We start from the raw sequence: 21,097 nt of genomic DNA on the forward strand, positions 1-21,097 counted from the left end.
GCAGGGGGCTACAGGCGAAAGGGCTTAGCCAACTAGTTGAATACGCGCCATGATATCGGGAGTGTCGGTAACCTCGGCAAATTCATAGGCCATAGCGCTCAGGGAGATACGCTGAACCTCTGCTGCGCTCACTTCACCAAACCCCATATCAGGATAGGGCATTGCAGCATTTGCATCGCTCAGGGCTATCATTTTGTATTCCCGATGCACGCCATCGCGAATGGTGGTTTCGCAGCAGACGTTGGTCACCGTGCCGCAGACAATCAGGGTGTCGATATCCTTCATTCGTAAAATCGCATCCAGGTCAGTGTTGTGAAAACCGCTGTAAAAAAGCTTATCAACCACAATGTCGCCTGGCCTGGGGGTGAGCGCATCAATGATTTCAACCGCCGGATTACCGCGTCCCAATAGTTCATTAACGTTAGGGTAGAAATCAAGCATCCGCCCGGTATCTTCGCCGTCTCCCCGTACCACATGGCGCAGATAGATCACCGGCATTTTGCGCTGCCGCATCAGGCTGCTGAGGGCCTGAATGTTTTCGATAATATTCGCGGTCTCAGGAACATATAGCCCTTCGCCTTCGACGCAAAACACCTTTTGCATATCCACCACAATCAGCGCGGTACGAGCAGGATCAATAGCCCACGTCACTTTTCCCATCATTAAAGCGTCTCCTCTTCAAGCGCGGGCTTGCGTAAGCCGCGCACAAATACATTGATAATGAGGTTGAGGAAAATCAGCAGGATGATGCCAACAATCATCGGCTGCGCCACAATGCCCTTCAGGGCGTCGGGAAGCAGATTCAGCACCTCTGGCGGTAGATACATACTCCCCATGGAGAGAATGAAGGCTGGTGCTGCCACTGCGAGGTTCAGTTCATCCCAGTGAATTCGCGCCATTATCTGGATCCCGCTCAGGGTTATGATGCCAAACAGAATGGAGGAGGCGGCAGAAAGTACGGGTTGAGGAAGCGACGCCAGCAATAAGCCAACCGGCGGCAGTAACCCGATAAGCAGCGAGAGAACCCCGGCAGCCAATGTGACAAAACGGCTGGCAACGCCCGAGACGCGGATAATGCCAACATTTTCCGGGTACGACGTCGTGCCCAAACCGCCTGCCGCCGCGCCAATGGCGCAGCCGATAAACTCGGTAAACAGCCCGCGATTAATTCGCTGGGTCGTCAGCGTTTGACCGCCCCAGTCGGCCAGCAGTGAATACATGCCCATCGCTTCCGCTGAGGCCTGCAGAAAAGCCAGCATCATTAGCAAAACCACCGGCAGCGACACGCCGAATCCGAAAGCGAAGAAGTGCGGTAACGCGACAAGCGGCGCGTTGGCGAGATCGGGTAGATGCCACGTCGTCAGCAGCTTAAACACCACCACGCCAACGACGATCCCCCACAGCAGCGCACCGCGTTTTATCAGATCATGGCGGCCAAACACCATGCAGCCAATAATCGCGAGAACCGTCGCCAGAGCGGCGATAAAGCTGGTGCCCAGAGTTCCGCCGCTGGCGGTGCTGAACCAGCCAGCAGGACCGATGCTGGCGAGCTGCGCGCCAATAATCACCAGAAGGGAGCCAAAAACGATAGGAGGAGATATATAGCGAATCAGCAGGCCGGTGATCCCTAGCCGCTTCAGCGGCATGGAGAGTACTGCGAAGATTAAAGCCGCCACAAACATCGATCCAAAAGCGGTGCCCAGCCCAACGCTATGCGCCGATCCCAACACGGCGACCATAAAGGCGGCCGTCGGGCCCTGCACGACCGGAAGGCGCAGAAAACGGCCCGATTGCAAAATGGTGACGATACCGGTCGTAAAAAAGCAGGCCTGTACGATGGTGCCGGTCTGCTGGTTGCTGAGATTCAGCGAGGCGCCAATGATGACCGGGAAGACCCATATCCCGGTCAACGCCAGCAGGTGCTGTAGAGCAAACATCAACGTGCGGGTGGGCGACACCTTGTCTTCGATTCCTACCGACAGTACTACCGATGTGTTGAGCATGCTGATACCTGTAAAAGAATGCGATGTTTATTGGCCCATGGCTTAATCAGGCAATAACCGTGCCTCTTGCGAATAAGCTTCCGTCAAGATAATGATATGCAATGGATTATTTTAAAGTCAGCCTGCCAGGACGCTCGGGAATGGCGTCGCTTCGCACCGCCATCGTGCCAAAAAAGGCGATTCTGAGCAGGCCGATGCCTGCCCAGCTCAGCGGTTAAACGCCAATTTTATAGCTGTGCAGCCAGGAGAAATGCTGTTGCAGGCTATTGAGTACCGCATTACGCCTGGTGCGATCCTGTCCGGCCGGAAGGTGAAGGCAATCATTAAGCCGCCTGGAGGATTGCTGAATTTTCTCGCCACGCCCTTTGCGCTCTTGCTCATAGCGTTCAAGCCCGCCAGCAATCGATGTCGTGGCGCTATCATTGAGGATATGCGCCAGGGCTACCGCATCCTCAAAAGAGGAGATCGCGCCCTGTCCGTGGTGCGGCATCATTCCGTGAGCCGCATCGCCAATCAGCACCGCCCGCCCGCGATACCAGGAGGACATCTGGCTAACCTGAAACATGCCCCAGCGCTCTGCCAGATTAACGTGTTCCAGCAGCTGGCCGACGGCAGGGTGCCAGCCGGTAAAATGGCTGCGAACACTCTTCGCATCTGCCGGGACACGCCACGATTCGTCCTGCCATTTTTCCGGCCCATCCATAAACACCACAATGGTCTGGTATTCGAAATTTTTGCCAACAGGAAAATTCAGCACGTGCATGCCGTTACCCATCCAGTCGGTAAAGGAGCGCGGCTCCGGCAGCAGATCGAGATCGGCTGTTTTCGCCAGCCCGCGAAACGCGCTGTTGCCGGTAAACACCGGTGACGCGTCGGGGCTGACATACTGCCGTACGACCGACTTAATGCCGTCTGCGCCCACCACTAAATCGGCGCTGTCCCTTGAGCCATCCGCCCAATGTAATATGATTTCATCGTCTGCCTCTTCCAGCCGTACCAGCTGTTTGTTCAGCCGAATGGTCTGTTTGCCAATCACATCGAGCAACGCCGACTGAAGATGGGTGCGGAATGCCCCGTAATAGGGATAGCCATACTCATTCCGATACCAGTTCTCCCGCGCCAACGGTTGAGATCCGGCCACGCTGCCGTCCTCATTTCTGAAGAACGCCATCTCCGTTTCACAGGATCGTGCCGCCATCTGCGCGGCGATGCCCATCTCTTCAAACAAGCGCGTGCCGTTAGCCCATAAGGAGATACCCGCACCCAGCTCGGCCAGTTCACTGGCCTGTTCATATATAGTCACCTGGTGCTGACCGTTTCTCATGACCGAAGCAAAGGCCAGACCACCCATGCCGGCGCCTACAATTGCGATTCTTGCCATCACGCTTCCTCTTATTTCTGGCCTGGATAGGTCAGATAGCTCATGCCGGTGATCCACTCCGGTACCGATTCATAGGCAACATAGTCCGGACGGGCCCCTTTCATTGCTCCCATTAGCGCCACCCAGTTCAGGGCCTCATGGCCACCGTGGCCGCCGCGATCTTCCACTTCGTCGTAGGTCAGCGCGCGCATGTAGCTGACGTCACCGGCTTCGAAATGTTCCAGCATTTCGCGGTCCCACTCTTCGTTGACCAACGGGTGGCTGTTACCCAGCGGCCATTCCATTTTGCTCATCATTTCAATTTCATACTGAGCGAAATCGGTATAGAGCGTCGGGTCGTTTATCAGGGCCTCTTTGCCGATGGTCTGGTAGACCTTCATACGCTGCAGCAGCTCATCGCCTTCCGGCGCACCTTCCGTCCAGACCGGAGGCCAGTGCGACAGTCCCCCGGTGGCGAGAAAGTGCACGCGGAACTCATCCGGCAGAGCGTCGATGATTTCACGCACTTTCAGACCGAGATCGTAGGCGCGTGAATAGGGCATTAGCGGTGGAGAGAAGACGTTGATATATACCGGAACGACCGGGATATTGAATTCCGGATTAATAAATACCAGCGGCATCATAAGGTTATTACCGTATTCAATCGGCCCCATCCGGGTGGCTTCAAATCCGCCGTGGATCAGCTTTTCCAGGAGCAGTTGTGCAATTTCAGCGTTGCTGGCAATACTGTGCTGTTTATCAAATTTCAGCGCTTCCATCATATATTCGGCTGGGCCGATATTCGCATCACTGACGGGTACGCCTAATGTCGGCATTAAATTACGAAAATTGTTCTCAAAGTGATCGTCTAAAAAGGCAATGATCAGATTGGGCTTAGTTTCATCGATACACTGTTTTAATCTGGCATGAATTTCCGCCAGCCGCTGGCGTTGTTCAGGGGAAGGCGCATCGGCCCAGCCTAATGCACCGGGAACGTGGGACATGCTGATTGCACTGACAATCTTAGCCATAAGGACTTCCTTCTTTTTATCAGATAATGGTATTGGTTAACTGCCCAATTTCATTCATGGAAACCGTCACGCTATCGCCGCGGACAAGATAACGGGGCGGCGTAAATCCTAGACCCACGCCTGCGGGAGTCCCGGTGGCGATGACGTCCCCGGGCAGCAGGGTAATATTCTGACCGATGGTTTTAATTAATCGCGGGATATCAAAAATCAGATCGGAAACGGACGCTTGCTGGCGCAGTTCACCATTCACATGGCAGGAGATCGTCTGGCTACCGGGGAGGCCAAACTCATCGGCGGTGACCAGAACCGGCCCCATCGGGCAAAACCCATCAATTCCTTTTCCCAGCAGCCACTGGCTGTGCAGTTTCTGCAAGTGGCGAGAAGTGACGTCATTCACCAGGGTATAGCCGAAGACGAAGGACATGGGGTCCTCGTCCTGCGCAATCCGTCCCTTTTTACCCAGCACCACTGCCAGCTCTGCTTCATAATCGATGGTGTTGTACGGATCCAGCGTGCTGTCGATGGCGTCATCAGGGCCACAGATGGAAGTGGTCGGTTTGCTGAAGATGATAGGATTCGCCGGTACGTTGCCCGCCGCCGCGCTGGAGTCATAGCCGCTGTTACCGAACTCCTCAGCGTGCGCATAGTAGTTTTTGCCCACACAGAAAATATTTCGCCGCGTGGCCGGGATTGGCGCCAGCAGACGCACGGCGTCAATGGGCACCGCGTTTTTGCCTGCGCCTTCACAGCATAATTTTAAGCTGTTCTCTATTTCCGAAAAATGCTCGATAAGCACATTCATATCATTGGAGTTTACAATGTCGCTGACGTCGATAATATTTCCAGCGTGATTAATAACGCCAATTCTCTTACTGTCTGAATAGACATAAGTTACTAGCTTCATAATTAACCTTTCCTGCAGTCCTGTAATTAATCGCGTGCGCGGGCGACGGCTTCCACTTCAATCAGAAACTCTTCTTTCACCAGACGGTCGACCACCAGCAGGGTATTGGGCGCATAGTCGGAGGTTGCGAACAGGCTGGGAAAAAGCGCTTCACGATTTTTCATGAAGTTTTCGATGTGCTGCGACGCCACCAGATAGGTATTGAACTTTACCACATCATTAAAATCGCAATTGACGGCGCTGAGCACATCTCCGAGATTTTTAAATACCTGTGAAAACTGCGCATCGAAATCGCCTTTCCCGACCACGTTGCCGTCATAACCGACCGCAAGCTGTCCTGAGATATAATAGAGATCGCCTGCGCGGACTTTGGTCAGGTTAGAGTAGAGCCCCTGCGCCGGGCTGGCATTTTCAGGATTGATATATATAACGTTTTTAGACATAGCAACACTCCTTATAGCAGGATAAATAACGGTAAGAATGCTCAACCTATTTCTAATAAATACTGGCGATGAATATCAGTACGATTCGCGACGGCGAAATCGGTCAAGGACTACCGCCAGAATAATGACCACGCCGACAGCAAGCGTCTGGTAATATGCCGATACGCCGACCATGTTCATGACGTTGGAAAGCAGCGTCAGGACCACCACGCCGGTAATCACCTGGCGCAAATTTCCGGCTCCGCCGGTGAGCGCTACGCCGCCAAGTACTACGGCTGCCAGCGATTGCAGCGTCAGATTCGCTGCCGCAATCGGCTGGGCGGAACTGGTCCAGGCGGTGAGGATAATGGCGCCGATACCCGCGCAGAAGCCGCTGACCATATAAACCAGCACCGTATTAAGGCGGACATTAATGCCGGATTTGGACGCGGCGGAGACGTTAGAACCCATGGCGTAAACGTAGCGGCCAAACAGGGTGTATTTCAGGAGTACGCCAATAGCTGCTGTCAGCGCAACGGCAATCCATACCATCACCGGTATCCCCAGCAGCGTGCCGTAACCTACCGCGTCAATATAAACGGCGGGAACGTCATATATTGGCACCCCGCCGGAAAGGATCAGCGCAAACGCCTGAGCGACTGAGAGCATACCCAGCGTGATCACCAGAGGCGAAGTATTAAAAAAGGAGATCAGCACGCCTGACGCCGCGCCGGTTAGGGAACCCACCAGCACCATCACCAGCAGTCCGGCGGGAATGCCGGCGTGATTCATCACCATGACCCCGGCCACTCCTGCCAGCGACATGGCGGAAGAGAGCGAAAGATCGAGTCCTCCTCGTATCACCGCCACAGCCTGTCCCAGAGAGAGTATTAACAACGGCGCGAGCTGGCAGGCCAGGTTAATGCCGTTACTCAGCGATAAAAACCGCGGTTGAATAATCCCCGTAACAATCGCAACAACGACCACCAGCAGCGGCAGCATCCAGTCGGACATCGAGAATTTACGTTTTATCGCCGGTTTCTGTGGGCCTGTCAGGCTGACATCTCTGCTTGTATTCATCACATCCACTCCTGCTTCAGGCTAACGCTTGATTCATTGGGGCCATCATCGGATGCTTCTTGCCCCACCACATCGGCAATAATTGATGCCTTGTCGTGCTCGTCCGGCGTGCGATAAGTGTTCACCACGCAGCCGTGAAACAGAGTCCAGACCGTATCGCACAGGGACATTGTTTCGGCTAAATCACTGGAAAGCAGGATCACCGAGACACCGCTGTTCGCCAGCGCCCGAATGCGTTGATGGATTTCGTATTTGGCATCGATATCCACCCCAGCAGTGGGTTCCTCCAGCACCAGCACTTTCTTTGCGCTTGCCATCGCCCTCGCCAGCAATACCTTCTGCTGATTGCCGCCGCTCAGGCTGGTCAGTAAATCGTGCTTGTCGGCGAACTTAACCCCGCAGGCTTTGAGAATCTTATCGGCGCTGGCATCAGCCTGACGGGAGCGGATGAATCCCGCTATGCTGAAGGCCTTCAACTGCGTCATCATCAGATTTTCAGCAATCGACAGCGTGGGATAAACGCCATTACTGGCCCGACCCGCAGGTAGCCACGCCACGCCGTTTTTCAGCGCATCCACCACGTTTTTGGGACGCCATTCATAGCCATCCAGCCGGAAACGAGACGAGGCGTCATGCGGTGTGGGGATAAAGCCCACCAGGTTTTGCACCAGCACGTCGCCACCGCAACCGACGACGCCGTAGATCCCCAGTATTTCGCCTTTCCCTAAGCTGAAGACCCTGTTACCGCCGCCGCTGACCGGCAGATTTTCAAAGTCGAGCAGGGGAAGGAAATTCTGCTCCCTCTTGTTCTCCACGCGGTGGCTACCCGGCGCTTTGCCCGTCAGCCGCGAGACGATGAAATCTGCCGTTACCTCCGGGCTTACCTGAAAGGCATCCACCACCTGGCCGTTGCGCATAATGGTGACGCGGTCGCTGACGGCGAGTACATCATCGATATGATGCGTGACCAGTATCGACGCGATGCCGGTTTCACGCAGTCGTCGCAGGACGCTGAAGAACATCTCTTTTTCAACGGCGCCGAGCATGGCGGTCGGCTCATCAAAAATAATGACCCGAGGTTGCGACATCAGCGATTTGCCGATTTCAATCAGTTGCTGAATCGCGACCGGAAAATGGCCAACCGCGCTTTCCATATCGATGTCGTCCAGACCAAGCTGGGTCAGGACTTCTATTACCCTGGTCTTCTCCTGAGCGCGACGAGTGAGCGAGAGGAGCGTTTTTCCTTGCTCCGCTCCCAGCCACAGGTTGGCGCGTACGGATAGACTCGGTGCCAGAGACAGCTCCTGATAAACCATGACGATACCTGCGTGCCGTGCTTCCCGGGAGCTGTTGAAGGCTACCCGCTGTTCGTCATACCAGATACTTCCCTCATCAGCGGGATAGAGCCCGCTGATGATTTTTCCGATGGTTGATTTTCCGGCGCCGTTTTCACCCAATAAGCAGTGGATTTCTCCGGCGGCAAACTGAACCGAGACATTGTTCAGCGCCTGGGTTGCGCCAAATCGCCTGGACAATCCGCTGATACGCAACAGGGGATAATTCGGACTCGTGGTGGTCTCTACATTGTGCATCCGTACTTCCCTCTGGTCGCGTTACTGCATCGCCGGGACTTTCCAGTCCGCCGGTGCAATTTCATAGGTTTCAAAGGGATGTGTCGCTACGTTGCTCTTGTCCAACACTTTATTCGGCACGTTATAGTGGGCGTAGCTCAGACCGTCGGCGCCAGCAGGGGCCAGATTGGGCAGGGGTTTATTTTCCATTTCGCGAATGGCGTACTGCACGATCAGGCGACCCATGATGATTCCCGGTTCGGAAACCACCGCCAGCATTTTGCCATCCTCAATCATTGGCACCGCCCGTTTCACCATTGCGGAGCTGACCACGGCAGCATCGCGATGCTGCTGGCGTATCGCCTGAACGGCCCCCATGCCAAGGGTAATCTGCGGGGTATAAATGAAGTTAATATCCGGGTTACGCAGCATCAGGTCGGACGCTTTGGCCAGCCCTTCCTGCAAATCAATGCCGCCGCCGAATGCCGAATCAATCACTGAAACCGGGCTGGTGCATTTCTGCGCTTCAGCTTTAAAGCCCTCGTAGCGTAGACGCACCCACTCGGCACCGGCCGGGCCCGGGATCATCGCCACTTTTTTCGGTTTTGCAGCGGCTTTACACACCGCATCGGCCATCAGTTTTCCAATATAGGTGTCATCCTGAAGCACACCAAAATCGATGTTCTTGCTGTCAACCGGGATACCGACCGAAGCGACCTTAATGCCCGCGTCTTTAAGGGATTTGATTATGGGATCGAAACCGTTATAGGCGGCTGGGGCCAATACGGCGACGTCGGCGCCAATGCTTTTAAAGGCTTCAAGCTGAGCAAACTGTTCACGGACGTTGCCGTAAGCACCGGCTACGGAAACCTGCACGACATTCACCCCAGTCCGTTTGGCTTCATCGGTAATGCCGTAAATGATACCTTTATAAAAGTCATCATTAAGGTGTACTACCGTCACCGCCAGTTTAAATGGCTTTGCTGCTGTTATTGCGGGGATAAGCCCCACCAGGCGATCCTCTTCCGCTCTGGCTGGCGAGGTCATTAATACTGAAAATATTATCGATGTAATAAAACAGGTTAAACGTAAAGATGCAGGTGTATTTTTATATTGAGACAGCCAGTTCATTATTGTTTCCTCGTTTCACAAAACACAGGGACAGATGTATCCCCCCAGATTTAATGGCGTTTTCGAAATAAAAGGCGGCATGTTTCCAGATGTAGTATTAACCCGTAATAATATAATCCGTGATAGCGACCTCGGGTAAAAGAAAAAGGATTAACTAAAAAGCTGATTTACCGCTGACAAAAAGGAGCGGCTTCGTTCAAACGCTACCGAATGCGAGCATCCATGAAGAATATAAAGATCGGCCTGTTTTATCTTTTTTGCCAGCACTTCAGAAGTTTCCGGCGGGAATGGAACATCTTCGCGGCCATGCAGCATGATTACCGGACAATTAATTGCCGACAATGTTTGTTCACTCAGCGTCGTTTGTTCTACATATTGCCGTGGATCGCCGGAAAACATGCTGTTAAAGTAATCGGCATAGCCTTGGGCAAAAACAACCGGCTCACGTGCAGCAATATAGTCATCGTCAATAATGGATGTATCATGAATTAATGTGCTAAGTGCCGCCACTAATTCGACTCGATTTTCCGGGCAGCGCCATATACGTCTGGTTGCGTCGGATACGGAAAAAGGGGCACCAATGGCGCCGGTGGTTAACACTGCGGAAATTCGCCGATCGGCTGATGCCAGCTGCAGGGCGATTGCCGCCGACAGAGAATGACCAATAACGCCGATTTGCGGTGCGTCGATTAAATCGAGCATCGCTTTAGCCTGGCGAACCCACATTCCGAAATCGAAATAGGGCGGCGCAGGTTTGCGGCTGCTGATGCCAAAGCCAATCAGATCCATCGCATAGATGCGGTAACGCTGGCTCAGGTCATCCAGTACCCGGCTCCAGTTTCCCTGACTGGATGCGCCCGGGCCGGAGCCGTGAATCATCATGAGCGGTTCTCCCTCTCCGCCGCTGTAATAACCTACCTCCATACCTTCAAACTCAAAAAATGACCTCTTCAGTGTATGAGACATATCAACTCCTGCGTCGGATGGGGTGTAAGGCTGATAATACCCGGCGAAAAACTTTTTTAAAGTAAAAAATGGATTTTTTTGTTAATTATAAGTTTTTGGTATTAATGTCTTCTTAACATCTTTTGTGCTACTATTAACACAATGATGGACTTTTAAAATTAACTTATTGAAAATTAAACAGAGGTTGCAATGAAAACGCTCAAGGAAGGAAGGTCGCTGAATCAGACGATCTATGCTCGTATCAGGGAACTGATTCTGACCGGACAACTGATACCGGGGAACAAGCTGAAGATTTCTGAGCTGGCCCATCGCTTTGATGTCAGCCTCAACGTTATCAGGGAAGCACTGAATCGTCTGGCGGGTGAATTGCTTGTAGAAGTGGCCCCTCAGCAGGGTTTTAGCGTTCGTGGGCTGGATGCTGATGACCTTCGGGATCTCACCGAGCAGCGAATTCTTTTTGAAAGTATCGCCCTGCGTAAATCAATTGCAACGCGAGATGTGGAGTGGCAGGCACGGCTGGTGGCAGCGAACCATCGGCTGGTGCATACGCCACAAACGCTGGCAGAAGAGCCAGGAAAGCTCAATCCAGGATGGCACTCTCGCCATGAGGATTTCAACTTTATCATGATGGAAAATTGTGGGAGTGACTGGCTGTTTCTGATGATAAAACAGCTGGCTGAGGCTTTTTCTATCTATCAGCGCGTTTTATTACCCGTCACAGCCGAAGAAGGGGAGCGCAACGCCGACCACAATGAGCTTTTGGAGGCGATCCTTGCCAATGATGCCGATCGGGCGACTGCCATACTGACGGAACATCTTAATCAAACCCGGGACGTCATGCTGAGTGCGCTCAATGCGGTTTCTCCCGGGAAGAAGGCATCTTTTATCCCTTGAGTCAGAGGAGCGGTACGTGTGGATAAGCATGAAAGTCGCCTGTTACGCCCGGCCTGCATTCGCCAGATCGCCGACATCAACCCACGAATGACGCGTGTGGTGCTGTCTGGTGAGGCGGTGGCCCATTTTGCTGATGCTCTGCCCGGCGCCTGGGTGAAGCTATTTTTTACCCCGCCCGGCGAGGCTGAGGGCCCTGGCCGGGCCTACACGATCAGCAGCCTGAATCAGGAGGCGCAGACGCTTAGCCTTGATATTGTTCGGCATGGCAGCGGCCCCGCCATGAGCTGGATAAAAAGCGCACGCCCCGGAGAGATTGTTCGCCTTGCCGGCCCCAGAGAAGGGCTGGCCGTCGAGGGGGTCGGCTCCCTGCTGCTGTTCGGCGACGAAACGGCTATTCCTGCCATATTTGCTATTATTCCGACGCTGGCAGCGAATGCCACCGCGCACGTTATTTTGGCTCTTGATGACAAACAAGATTATCCGCCGCCGCCGGTCTGCTGCACGCTTAGCGTAACCCGATTGTCCCCCCGGTCTGATGATTTTTGCACGCACGTGATTAATACAATCCAGCGCCTTGCCCCTGAAAAGGTATGGGGGGCCGGAGAGCATGGCGATGTCATTCAAATTCGTCAGGCGCTATTCAAATCAGGACGTAGCCGGAAAAACGCGGATATCACCGCCTACTGGAAGCTGGGGGAAGCCGATCACCGGGATTGCTGATCTCCTCCCCGTTGATGCGGTTCTTCGTCGGAGAGCTTGTTTCACATTGATGCATCAGCGCGATTTCGTACCGGGCGCTGGCCCTGCAACTTTCTTGATTGCCACACCAGGGACGATAGTCGCCCCTCGGTAAGCGGCCCGCTGTCCCTATGATAAACGCCCACCAGATATGGTCTTTTTTACGCCAGTAATAACATCGTGTAACAAAAAAGCCACTCTTTCGAGTGGCTTAATTATATGATTTTAAATCTAAAATTTGGTGGCCCCTGCTGGACTTGAACCAGCGACCAAGCGATTATGAGTCGCCTGCTCTAACCACTGAGCTAAGGGGCCGTGGCGAGGGATTATAAAGTAACTGGCAGACGCAATCCAGCCTAAAACGCGCGGCTGCTGTTTTTATAAACAACGCATTTTCAATCCTTTATAATCAGCTTTTAGCTATTGAGCAGGGGGCACGATGATTAACGATATTCTGGCACCGAACCTGCGGGTGGTCTTCTGCGGGATCAATCCGGGAAAATCCTCCGCCCATACCGGCTTTCATTTCGCGCATGCGGGGAATCGCTTCTGGAAGGTGATTCATCAGGCGGGCTTCACCGACCGGCAGCTGAAGCCGGAAGAGGAGCTGCAGCTGCTCGACACCCGCTGCGGGATCACCATGCTGGTGGAGCGTCCGACGGTGCAGGCCAGCGAAGTGGCGCTGCAGGAGCTGCGTAACGGGGGGCGAGAGTTGGTGCAGAAAATAGAGCAGTATCAGCCGCGGGCGCTGGCGGTTCTTGGCAAGCAGGCCTTTGAGAAGGCGTTTCAGGCCCGCAGCGTGCAGTGGGGCAGGCAGCAGGAGACTATCGGGGCGACCGAGCTATGGGTGCTGCCGAATCCCAGCGGACTGAACCGGGCGACGCTGGATAAGCTGGTGGAAGCGTATCGGGAGCTTGACGACGCGCTGGCGTCGCGCGGTCTATAGCTTCCGTTCCGGAGGCAAACGCCGGGCAAAAAAAAGCTCCCCGTAGGGAGCTTTTTGCATTTACTGCCTGACGATTAATCGTCCAGGAAGCTACGCAGAACCTCAGAGCGGCTCGGATGGCGCAGCTTGCGCAGCGCTTTCGCTTCGATCTGACGAATACGTTCGCGGGTAACGTCGAACTGTTTACCCACTTCTTCCAGCGTGTGGTCGGTATTCATGTCGATACCGAAACGCATACGCAGGACCTTCGCTTCACGAGCGGTCAGGCCAGCCAGAACGTCGTGGGTGGCAGCGCGCAGGCTTTCCGTGGTAGCGGAGTCCAGCGGCAGCTCGAGGGTGGTATCCTCGATGAAATCACCCAGATGCGAATCTTCATCGTCGCCGATCGGCGTTTCCATGGAGATAGGCTCTTTGGCGATTTTCAGCACCTTACGAATTTTATCTTCCGGCATCAGCATGCGCTCGGCCAGCTCTTCCGGCGTCGGCTCGCGGCCCATTTCCTGCAGCATCTGGCGGGAGATACGGTTGAGCTTGTTGATGGTCTCAATCATATGCACCGGAATACGGATGGTGCGCGCCTGATCCGCGATGGAGCGGGTGATCGCCTGACGGATCCACCAGGTTGCGTAGGTGGAGAACTTGTAGCCGCGACGGTATTCGAACTTATCTACTGCCTTCATCAGACCGATGTTACCTTCCTGAATCAGATCCAGGAACTGCAGGCCGCGGTTGGTGTATTTCTTGGCGATAGAAATAACCAGACGCAAGTTTGCTTCAACCATCTCTTTCTTCGCACGGCGGGCTTTCGCTTCACCGATGGACATACGACGGTTGATATCCTTAACCTGCTCGATGGTCAGGCCGGTTTCTTCTTCAATCTGCTGCAGCTTCATCAGGCCGCGCTGAACGTCTTCTTTGACGTCGTGCAGCTTTTCAGACCACGGTTTGTTCATGGCGACAGCCGCGTTGAACCAGGTTTCGCTGGTTTCATTGCCGGTGAACAGCGTAATGAAGTTTTTCTTCGGCATTTTGCACTGTTCGACGCACAGCTTCATGATGATGCGTTCCTGAGTACGCACTCTGTCCATCATGCTACGCATGCTGCCGACCAGGTAATCGAACTGTTTCGGTACCAGGCGGAACTGTTTAAAGACTTCAGACAGCTTGAGAATTTCTTCCTGTGCTGCGGCGTGGCTACGGCCTTTTGCTTTGATGGTATCGCGGGTCAGTTCGTATTGCGTACGCAGCTCACCGAATTTCTCGCGCGCCAGCTCAGGGTCGATGCTGTTGTCGTCATCGCTGCTGTCGTCGTCTTCTTCTTCTTCATCTTCTTCGTCGTCATCCATCTCTTCCTGAGACAGTTCGGAGCCGACGTGCGTGGCGGTTGGCGCCATGTCTTCTTCGGCGTTCGGATCGACGAATCCGGTGATCAGGTCTGACAGACGCGCTTCTTCAGCTTCAACGCGATCGTACTGTTCCAGCAGGTAGGTAATGGCTTCCGGATATTCGGCAACGGAGCACTGGACCTGATTGATCCCGTCCTCGATGCGCTTAGCGATGTCAATTTCGCCTTCGCGGGTCAGCAGTTCCACGGTACCCATTTCGCGCATATACATGCGCACCGGGTCGGTCGTGCGTCCGATCTCTGATTCAACACTGGACAGAACCTGTGCAGCTGCTTCTTCTGCATCTTCGTCGGTGTTGTTGCTGTTTTCAGCCAGCAGCAGATCGTCGGCATCCGGTGCTTCTTCCATCACCTGAATGCCCATATCATTGATCATTTGGATGATGTCTTCGATCTGATCGGAGTCGACGATATCTTCCGGCAGATGGTCATTGACCTCGGCATAGGTCAGATAGCCTTGCTCTTTACCTCGTTGGACAAGAAGCTTAAGCTGTGACTGCGGGTTTTGCTCCATAAGACGGTATCCACACTTAATTCGTTTGATTGGTGTTGACAGACAAACTGCCAGCATTTAAAGCGAGGGCGTACTTATATTATTGCCGCTGCGCCTCAGCGCGGCTGTCGGGGGCTTCCCGAACGATATTCGGCACTTAAGCCGTGCAATTCATTTTTTTGCCAGCTCCTGGCTGATAGTCCAGAGCTCCCGGCGTTCCTCACTGCTTAAGCCGTGCGTGCGATCGCGAGCTATCAACTCTTCCTGTCGCAGTTCAAGCAGTGAATCAAACATATGGTTGAGCGAGTCGGTGAAGGTTTTTTCTGCGATATCTTTATCTGCTATATCGTCCCACATCGACAGTTTTTCAAGGGTCGTGGCCTCATTTGTGCCGCGATACTGCTCTAAAAGTTGCCCGGTGGTCAGACCCGGCTGAGACAGACAGGTGTTAACCAGTTCGCTGAACAAGCCCAGTCCCGGCATTTTGCGCTGATCCAGGCCTGCCAGAGGCGGTACCAGCGGCGCCAGATCCGGATTTTGCACCAGCAGTCCTATCAGTATACGCATGGTCGTGCGTTTTAGCTGCGGCGCAGGGCGCGGTGCGCCACTTTCTGTCAGTTTCGGCATTAAACGTTCAAGCTGGGCGTCATCTAAAATCCCCAGCTTATTGCCCAGCTCCTGGCGCAAATAAATGCGCAGCGTCTCGCCCGGAACCTGAGTGATCAGCGGCAGCGCCAGCGTGCTTAGCTGCGCGCGCCCGTCCGGGGTGCTCAAATCAACCTGCGGCAGCAGGCTGTTAAACAAAAACGTGGAGAGCGGCTGAGCCTGCTCCATCCGCGCTTCAAACGCGGCCTTACCCTCTTTACGCACCAGCGTATCCGGGTCTTCGCCGTCGGGCAGAAACATAAAGCGTAGCTGACGGCCGTCGGACATATACGGTAGCGCCGTCTCCAGCGCTCGCCATGCGGCCTCGCGGCCCGCCCGGTCGCCGTCGTAACAGCAGATGACCTGATTGGTCGCCCGGAACAGCAGCTGAATATGGTCGGCGGTGGTCGACGTGCCAAGCGACGCGACGGCATAGTTAATGTCGTACTGCGCCAGTGCGACGACGTCCATATAGCCTTCGACAACTAACAAACGCGGCGGTTCGGCGTTGTTCTGCTGCGCTTCATACAGGCCGTACAGCTGACGACCTTTATGGAAAATATCGGTTTCCGGGGAGTTAAGGTACTTCGGCAGGGCATCACCCAGCACGCGACCACCAAAACCAATTACCCGGCCTCGCTTATCGCGGATCGGGAACATCACCCGTTCGCGGAAGCGGTCGTAACTGCGTCCCTTATCGTTAGTCACCAGCATGCCGGCATCGATAAGCGACTGGCGGTTTTCCTGATTGCCGCCAAAACGTTTTAAAACGTTGTCCCAACCGGGGGGCGCGTAGCCAATCGCAAAGCGCGCAATGACCTCGCTGCTTAAACCACGCTTCTCCAGATACTGGCGCGCGGGGTCGGCGGCGGGCTGCTTCAAAGACTGCTGATAAAACGCATTCAGACCATCCATCAGCTGATAGAGACTTTGCCGTTGATGGCGTTCTATCTGACTGGGTCCGTTGCCCGCTTCGTACGGCACTTCAAGGTTGTGCATGGCGGCCAGCTCTTCGACCGTCTCCACGAACTCGAGCTTGTCGTAGTTCATCAGGAAGTCGACGGCGTTGCCGTGCGCACCGCAGCCAAAGCAGTGGTAAAACTGTTTTTCACCGTTGACGGTAAAAGAGGGGGTTTTTTCGTTATGAAATGGACAGCACGCGTGGTAGTTCTTGCCCTGCTTTTTGAGCTTTACCCGCGCGTCGATAAGATCGACGATGTCGGTTCGCGCCAGCAGGTCATTGATAAATACGCGTGGGATTCGTCCAGCCATAGGCCCCGTAAATTATACACCTTATCCATCAAGCTGCTTCAGCGCCGATGCGCCCCTGCCACTGACGTCAGCCAGCTCCTGGGATTCGCTCTTTTGCTGCTTTGGTGCATCCTGAAGGGTGGGGCGTATATGCTAATGCATAAACGAAAATAAGCCGCGCATTCCTTCCGGAAGCACGGCCTTACAACTTACAACTCAGCCTGAATTGAGGGCTTTAGCCCTCAACAGATTAGTACAGACGAGTGCGGCGTGCGTTTTCGCGAGCCAGTTTCTTCGCGTGACGTTTCACTGCAGAAGCTTTAGCGCGCTTACGTTCGGTAGTCGGTTTTTCATAGAACTCACGACGACGAACTTCCGCCAGAACACCTGCTTTTTCACAGGAACGCTTGAAGCGACGCAGAGCTACGTCGAACGGCTCGTTTTCACGTACTTTAATTACCGGCATGTGCCTCTCACCTTTGATTAATTCGGTTTGCTGCTGGCATCAGCGCCAGCTTATTTCAAAATGGTGCGGAATTTTACTGCAACTACTGCTGCTTTGTAAAGCACCTGCGCCCTTTTTGAAAGGACTTTTATAAGGGTGAGGAGTATACACGAGGGTTCTTCCTGGGGCGAACAAAGTTTTATGTCCGCTGCCCCGGAGTCCGTCCCGGGGCCGGCTTTTCTCGCCCGCCCCGCCCGCGTACCCCTTGTGGGCTCCGGGCCGTGTCGCGCTGCTGCCTGGAATTCTTAGGGTATACATCAACCCGCATTGGTCCTAAACTGCGCGGTATTAGAGCGAGGTAAAACAAGACATGCGTGTACTGGGTATTGAAACATCCTGCGATGAAACCGGCATCGCCATTTACGACGATAAGCAAGGCCTGCTGGCCAACCAATTGTATAGTCAGGTGAAACTACACGCTGACTACGGCGGCGTGGTTCCTGAGCTGGCTTCGCGCGATCACGTGCGTAAAACGGTGCCGCTGATCCAGGCGGCGCTGAAAGAGGCTGGGCTGACGGCAAAAGATATTGATGCGGTTGCCTACACCGCCGGGCCGGGGCTGGTCGGCGCGCTGCTGGTTGGCGCAACGGTAGGCCGTTCGCTGGCGTTCGCCTGGAACGTACCGGCGATCCCGGTACACCATATGGAAGGGCATCTGCTGGCGCCGATGCTGGAAGATAATCCGCCGGACTATCCTTTTGTGGCGCTACTGGTTTCCGGTGGCCATACCCAGCTGATTAGCGTGACCGGTATTGGTCAGTATGAACTGCTGGGTGAATCGATAGATGATGCGGCAGGGGAAGCGTTCGATAAGACCGCGAAGCTGCTGGGCCTCGATTACCCCGGCGGCCCGATGCTCTCTAAAATGGCCTCCCAGGGGAGCGAAGGCCGTTTCGTCTTCCCGCGCCCGATGACCGATCGTCCGGGGCTGGATTTTAGCTTCTCTGGCCTGAAGACGTTTGCCGCCAACACCATCCGCAATAATGAAAATGACGAGCAGACCCGGGCGGATATTGCGCGGGCGTTTGAAGATGCGGTGGTGGATACGCTGATGATTAAGTGCCGTCGGGCGCTGGAGCAGACCGGCTTTAAGCGCCTGGTGATGGCGGGCGGCGTGAGCGCCAACCGCACGCTGCGCGCGAAGCTGGCCGAGATGATGAAAAAGCGCGGCGGCGAAGTGTTCTACGCTCGCCCCGAGTTCTGTACCGATAACGGCGCGATGATCGCCTATGCCGGAATGGTGCGCCTGCGGAGCGGAGCGAAGCCCGACCTCGGCGTCACCGTGCGCCCGCGCTGGCCGCTCGCCGAGCTGCCGGCGGCCTGATCCTGCTAACAGGCCGACCTCGCGTCGGCCTGCCTTTCTGAGCTATTCCATACTCTTACACAGCGAGCAAATCGCCCCCTGATGTTTTGCCGAGTGCATCACGTCCGGACGTTCGTACTCTTCCCGGCAGGTAATGCAGCGATACACGGTGGTGGAGGCGTTCCCCTGAGCGTCGTAGCGCGGTTCGGCAATGCCGTCATCGTGCTGTTTGATGTAGTAGCGGCCGCGGGTCAGAATGCCCATCAGCGGCGTCATCACCAGGGCGACAGCCAGCGCAATCAGCGGTGAGAACGGGGCCAGGGTGGTGCCGAGCAGGCCGAAGAATGCGCAGATAGAGAGCCCGGCGGCGAGAGCAAAGGCAACCACGCCCACCGGGTTAACGTTATGGATCATCCCCCGGCGATATTCCGGCTGGGCCGGCGCCAGCTTCAGCAGGCCTTTATTGACGGTAATATCGGTGGCGACCACCACAACCCAGGCAATGGCGAAGTTGGAGTAAAAGCCGAGGATCCACGACAGCGCGCTGAACATATCGCCTTCCATCAGCGCCAGTGCAATGGCGAGGTTGACGACAACGAAGACGATCCGCCCCGGATAGCTGCGGGTGGTGCGCGTCCAGGCGCTGGTCCAGGCCAGCGAGCCGGAGTAGGCGTTGGTGACGTTAATTTTAATCTGCGAGATAACCACCAGCACTACGGCCAGGGTCAGCGCCAGCCAGCCGGGCACCAGATTGTCAAAGACGCTGACGAACTGCTGAACCGGCTCGGTGTTATGTACCGCCGGGAAGCGGGTCAGCAGGTAGAAGCCGAGGAAGGCGCCAATAATCTGTTTAATCGCCCCCAGCACCACCCAGCCCGGACCGGCGGAAAAGACCGCCAGCCACCAGCTTTTGCTGTTCTCCGCCGTTTTCGGCGGCATAAAGCGCAGATAGTCAATCTGCTCGCCGATCTGCATGATCAGCGACAGGCATACCCCGGCGCCCAGCATAATGGCGGTTAAATCCACGCGCGAGGCGTCGTTCTTACCGGCGAAGTTCATAAAGCCATCCACCAGCTGAGGATCTTTAGCGATAAGCCAGGCCACCGGCACGACCATCAGCACCAGCCACAGCGGCGAGGTCCAGACCTGCAGACGGGTCAGGGCCTTCATGCCGTAAACGACCAGCGGCAGTACCATCAGGGTCGCGATGAGGTAGCCCATCCACAGCGGGATCCCGAGGCCGACCAGCAGCCCCTGCGCCATAATCGAGCCTTCAAGGGCGAAGAAGATAAAGGTAAATCCGGCAAAAATGATGCTGGTAATGACCGAACCAAAATAGCCGAACCCGGCGCTGCGGGTGATTAAATCGAGGTCGATGTTATAGCGGGCGGCGGTGATCGCCAGCGGAATGCCGGTCAGGAAAATCACCAGCGCGGCCAGCAGAATCGAGTAAATGGCGTTGGTGGTGCCCCACGCCATGCCAATGCTGGCGCCGATAGAAAAGTCGGCCAGATAGGCAATGCCGCCCAGCGCGGTGACGGCGACGACGCCCGGCCCCCAGCGGCGAAAGCTCAGCGGAGCGTAGCGCAGGGTGTAATCTTCCAATGTTTCACGGGAGCCGGATGTGCCGGTTTGTGCAGGTAGCTCAGTTTTAATATCCAGTGATGACATAGTCATTCCTTAATGGTCAGGTATGACTGTAATTAGCAAACCTTATGCCACTTCGTAGAGCAGGCGCCGCAGGGGGCTGTGGGGGAGGGGAGGATAAAAAGAGGGCGTCGAATGCACCATCCGGGCGCGGGCGCGTCCGGATGGTGCACGGGCCTAGCGGCGCAGCATGCCTTTGTCTTCGAGGAAGGCAATGATGCTCTGCAGGCCGTCGCCGCTCTTGAGGTTAGTAAAGGCCCACGGACGCTCGCCGCGCATCCGCATGGTGTCGCGCTCCATCACTTCCAGCGAGGCGCCCACATACGGTGCAAGGTCGGTTTTGTTGATCACCAGGAAGTCCGATTTGGTGATCCCCGGGCCGCCTTTGCGCGGGATTTTCTCCCCTTCCGCCACGTCGATGACGTAGATGGTCAGATCGGCCAGCTCTGGGCTAAAGGTCGCGCTGAGGTTATCGCCGCCGCTTTCGACGAAGATAAGTTCGAGGTTACCGAATTTTTCGCTCAGCGCTTCCACCGCCGCCAGGTTCATGGACGCGTCTTCGCGGATGGCGGTATGCGGGCAGCCGCCGGTTTCGACGCCGACGATACGTTCCGGCTCAAGCGCGCCGGCTTCGGTGAGGATGCGCTGATCTTCTTTGGTGTAGATATCGTTGGTGACGACGGCCAGCTGATACGTGTTGCGCATGGCTTTACACAGCGCTTCCAGCAGCGCGGTTTTCCCGGAACCGACCGGGCCGCCGACGCCCACGCGCAGCGGATGTTTGTAGTTGTTCATGCTTTCT

Annotated in this window: 19 protein-coding genes and 1 tRNA gene; 4 read left to right on the plus strand and 16 right to left on the minus strand. The window is 55.2% G+C overall.

From position 1 onward, the window contains the following. Nucleotides 1–24 precede the first annotated feature (24 nt). The 10 genes from QFI97_RS04650 to QFI97_RS04695 all read right to left on the minus strand — a co-directional run bounded on the left by QFI97_RS04650 (nt 25) and on the right by QFI97_RS04695 (nt 10,468). Entirely contained in the window at nt 25–663 is a 639-nt protein-coding gene (locus QFI97_RS04650; RefSeq protein ID WP_346430633.1) for a cysteine hydrolase family protein, read from the minus strand. Further along, nucleotides 663–2,003 carry a uracil-xanthine permease family protein gene (locus QFI97_RS04655; RefSeq protein ID WP_346430634.1) on the minus strand — a complete coding sequence of 447 codons (1,341 nt, stop codon included), beginning with the start codon at nt 2,001–2,003 and terminating at the stop codon, nt 663–665. Before QFI97_RS04655 ends, QFI97_RS04650 begins: the two co-directional genes overlap by 1 nt. Before the next feature lie 214 nt (nt 2,004–2,217). Then, complete coding sequence (locus tag QFI97_RS04660; protein WP_331834916.1) at nt 2,218–3,384, minus strand: FAD-dependent oxidoreductase; 1,167 nt, start codon at nt 3,382–3,384, stop codon at nt 2,218–2,220. Between the two features lie 11 nt (nt 3,385–3,395). Then, nucleotides 3,396–4,394 (minus strand): DODA-type extradiol aromatic ring-opening family dioxygenase, encoded by a 999-nt coding sequence (locus QFI97_RS04665; protein WP_346430635.1) that lies wholly within the window; start codon nt 4,392–4,394, stop codon nt 3,396–3,398. 19 nt (nt 4,395–4,413) lie between these two features. Further along, nucleotides 4,414–5,298, minus strand: a complete 885-nt coding sequence (locus tag QFI97_RS04670; protein WP_331834914.1) for a fumarylacetoacetate hydrolase family protein — start codon at nt 5,296–5,298, stop codon at nt 4,414–4,416. Nucleotides 5,299–5,324: 26 nt separating this feature from the next. Next, the gene (locus QFI97_RS04675) at nt 5,325–5,741 is read right to left on the minus strand and encodes a RidA family protein (RefSeq protein WP_095099631.1); all 417 of its coding nucleotides are present in this window, start codon (nt 5,739–5,741) and stop codon (nt 5,325–5,327) included. 75 nt (nt 5,742–5,816) lie between these two features. Then, nucleotides 5,817–6,800: an ABC transporter permease gene (locus QFI97_RS04680; protein WP_346430636.1), complete on the minus strand. Its 984-nt coding sequence runs from the start codon at nt 6,798–6,800 to the stop codon at nt 5,817–5,819. Beyond that, nucleotides 6,800–8,392, minus strand: coding sequence for a sugar ABC transporter ATP-binding protein (locus QFI97_RS04685; protein WP_346430637.1), 1,593 nt, complete (start codon nt 8,390–8,392; stop codon nt 6,800–6,802). Before QFI97_RS04685 ends, QFI97_RS04680 begins: the two co-directional genes overlap by 1 nt. A gap of 21 nt (nt 8,393–8,413) precedes the next feature. Further along, the gene (locus QFI97_RS04690; protein WP_223261776.1) at nt 8,414–9,418 is read right to left on the minus strand and encodes a substrate-binding domain-containing protein; all 1,005 of its coding nucleotides are present in this window, start codon (nt 9,416–9,418) and stop codon (nt 8,414–8,416) included. A gap of 234 nt (nt 9,419–9,652) precedes the next feature. Continuing rightward, nucleotides 9,653–10,468 (minus strand): alpha/beta fold hydrolase, encoded by an 816-nt coding sequence (locus QFI97_RS04695; protein ID WP_346430638.1) that lies wholly within the window; start codon nt 10,466–10,468, stop codon nt 9,653–9,655. Between the two features lie 189 nt (nt 10,469–10,657). Here QFI97_RS04695 and QFI97_RS04700 point away from each other — a divergent pair, with 189 nt between their 5' ends. Both QFI97_RS04700 and QFI97_RS04705 read left to right on the plus strand, forming a co-directional pair. Further along, entirely contained in the window at nt 10,658–11,362 is a 705-nt protein-coding gene (locus QFI97_RS04700) for a GntR family transcriptional regulator (RefSeq protein ID WP_132513653.1), read from the plus strand. Nucleotides 11,363–11,380: 18 nt separating this feature from the next. Next, nucleotides 11,381–12,082, plus strand: a complete 702-nt coding sequence (locus tag QFI97_RS04705) for a siderophore-interacting protein (RefSeq protein WP_346430639.1) — start codon at nt 11,381–11,383, stop codon at nt 12,080–12,082. Nucleotides 12,083–12,339: 257 nt separating this feature from the next. Here the strand turns inward: QFI97_RS04705 and QFI97_RS04710 are convergent. Continuing rightward, nucleotides 12,340–12,415 (minus strand) — tRNA-Ile (locus tag QFI97_RS04710). 124 nt (nt 12,416–12,539) lie between these two features. Here QFI97_RS04710 and mug point away from each other — a divergent pair. Next, nucleotides 12,540–13,046 carry a G/U mismatch-specific DNA glycosylase gene (gene mug, locus QFI97_RS04715; RefSeq protein WP_095099618.1) on the plus strand — a complete coding sequence of 169 codons (507 nt, stop codon included), beginning with the start codon at nt 12,540–12,542 and terminating at the stop codon, nt 13,044–13,046. A gap of 74 nt (nt 13,047–13,120) precedes the next feature. Here mug and rpoD read toward each other — a convergent pair whose 3' ends face one another. The 3 genes from rpoD to rpsU form a co-directional block, all read right to left on the minus strand. After that, nucleotides 13,121–14,965, minus strand: a complete 1,845-nt coding sequence (gene rpoD / locus QFI97_RS04720) for an RNA polymerase sigma factor RpoD (protein ID WP_041147303.1) — start codon at nt 14,963–14,965, stop codon at nt 13,121–13,123. 150 nt (nt 14,966–15,115) lie between these two features. Next, complete coding sequence (dnaG, locus tag QFI97_RS04725) at nt 15,116–16,861, minus strand: DNA primase (RefSeq protein ID WP_095099616.1); 1,746 nt, start codon at nt 16,859–16,861, stop codon at nt 15,116–15,118. A gap of 229 nt (nt 16,862–17,090) precedes the next feature. Beyond that, nucleotides 17,091–17,306: a 30S ribosomal protein S21 gene (rpsU, locus tag QFI97_RS04730; protein ID WP_001144069.1), complete on the minus strand. Its 216-nt coding sequence runs from the start codon at nt 17,304–17,306 to the stop codon at nt 17,091–17,093. 349 nt (nt 17,307–17,655) lie between these two features. Here rpsU and tsaD point away from each other — a divergent pair, with 349 nt between their 5' ends. Next, complete coding sequence (gene tsaD, locus QFI97_RS04735; protein WP_095099614.1) at nt 17,656–18,669, plus strand: tRNA (adenosine(37)-N6)-threonylcarbamoyltransferase complex transferase subunit TsaD; 1,014 nt, start codon at nt 17,656–17,658, stop codon at nt 18,667–18,669. 42 nt (nt 18,670–18,711) lie between these two features. Here tsaD and QFI97_RS04740 read toward each other — a convergent pair whose 3' ends face one another. Beyond that, nucleotides 18,712–20,319: a purine-cytosine permease family protein gene (locus QFI97_RS04740; RefSeq protein ID WP_346430640.1), complete on the minus strand. Its 1,608-nt coding sequence runs from the start codon at nt 20,317–20,319 to the stop codon at nt 18,712–18,714. Nucleotides 20,320–20,472: 153 nt separating this feature from the next. Beyond that, a complete protein-coding gene (gene ureG / locus QFI97_RS04745; RefSeq protein WP_095099606.1) occupies nt 20,473–21,090 on the minus strand; it encodes an urease accessory protein UreG in 618 nt (205 codons plus the stop codon). Between the last annotated feature and the right edge of the window lie 7 nt (nt 21,091–21,097).

The organism is Klebsiella scottii (genome assembly GCF_036561945.1).
GTDB lineage: Bacteria > Pseudomonadota > Gammaproteobacteria > Enterobacterales > Enterobacteriaceae > Klebsiella > Klebsiella scottii.